The 1,218-nt window shown below is 57.5% G+C and carries 1 protein-coding gene and 1 pseudogene; one reads left to right on the top strand and one right to left on the bottom strand.

Translation table 11 applies throughout. The features are described from left to right. Positions 1–390, bottom strand: a 390-nt coding sequence (locus FEM54_RS32800; protein WP_138454312.1) for a DUF1289 domain-containing protein, incomplete at its 3' end; no start/stop codon positions are given. A 394-nt stretch (positions 391–784) separates the two neighbouring features. Between FEM54_RS32800 and FEM54_RS32795 the strand changes: the two are divergent. Next, positions 785–1,218: pseudogene (locus tag FEM54_RS32795) on the top strand (bifunctional aconitate hydratase 2/2-methylisocitrate dehydratase); the annotation flags it as partial.

Genomic DNA, 1,218 nt, shown 5'->3' with positions numbered 1-1,218 from the left:
ATCGATGGCATCGCGCAGTTCCGGGAGTGCCCACTCACGGAACTCCGGCAGCAACACCATGCCATAGGCTTCCAGGTTGGAAATCACCCGCGCGCCTCGGGCGATCAACTGGTAGGCCCAGCAGTACTCGGACTGGTGCGGCACGAAGCGAATCTTGCGCAGCTCAAGCTGCCCGCGCAGCATCTTGGGGTCGAAGACTTCCAGTTTGCCGGCCATCACTTGCACCAACAGTTGCTCCAACCGCAGCCATACCGCACGTTTTTCTTCTTCGTTATAGCCATTCCACTGAATCACTTCATGGTGGAAGCGCTTGCAACCGCGGCAGACGAGATCGCCGTAAACCGTGGAGCACAGGCCGACGCAGGGGGTCTTGATGGCTTGGTTGGACATGGGCAATGCACACAAATCAGCGAAACAGTGCGCCATGTTAGCCCTTTGTCTAAGGTTGATCACCCAGCAAACTTGGCTAGGTAACTTACCTTTAGATTTTTTTTGCCGTAGAATCATCCGGCCTTGTAAGGCGCCAATAATCCGCTGGAAGCTGTTTTCAAAGCGTCACGAGCACAGTCGTTCCTTCAGAACGGTGTTGGCGCAGGTTCGACCCGGTAGGTCAGAGCCCGCGCCAACCCTCATCAGCTCCGTTCTGCAGGCGTAAAACTTTGAAAGCAGCTTCTGTGAGGAATGCCGGCAGCGCTGGCTTTGCGGCCCAAAAAGCCCCCGAGCGCATGCGTGCCGTTCATTTCTGGATGAGCGTCCCGTGGGACCACTGATGAGGGTAATAACTGTGCTTGAAGCCTACCGCAAACATATCGAAGAGCGTGCAGCACTGGGTATCGTTCCCCAGCCGCTTAACGCCGAACAAACCGCAGGCCTGGTCGAGCTGCTGAAGAATCCTCCGGCTGGCGAAGAAGAATTTCTCGTTGACCTGATCACCAACCGCATTCCACCAGGCGTTGACGAGGCTGCCTACGTCAAGGCCGGTTTCCTGTCCGCCCTGGCCAAGGGCGAAGTCACTTCTCCCCTGATCGACAAGAAACGCGCGGTTGAACTGCTTGGCACCATGCAAGGCGGCTACAACATCGTGACGTTGGTCGAGCTGCTGGACGACGCCGAGCTGGCCCCTGTCGCGGCCGCCCAACTCAAGCACACCCTGCTGATGTTCGATGCGTTCCACGACGTGGCCGAAAAAGCCAAGAACGGCAACGAGCACGCCAAAGG

Source organism: Pseudomonas edaphica, from assembly GCF_005863185.1.
Classification (GTDB): Bacteria; Pseudomonadota; Gammaproteobacteria; order Pseudomonadales; family Pseudomonadaceae; genus Aquipseudomonas; species Aquipseudomonas edaphica.
The sequence above is the reverse complement of the archived record's forward strand: the minus strand, read 5'-3'. Positions and strand labels throughout refer to the sequence as shown.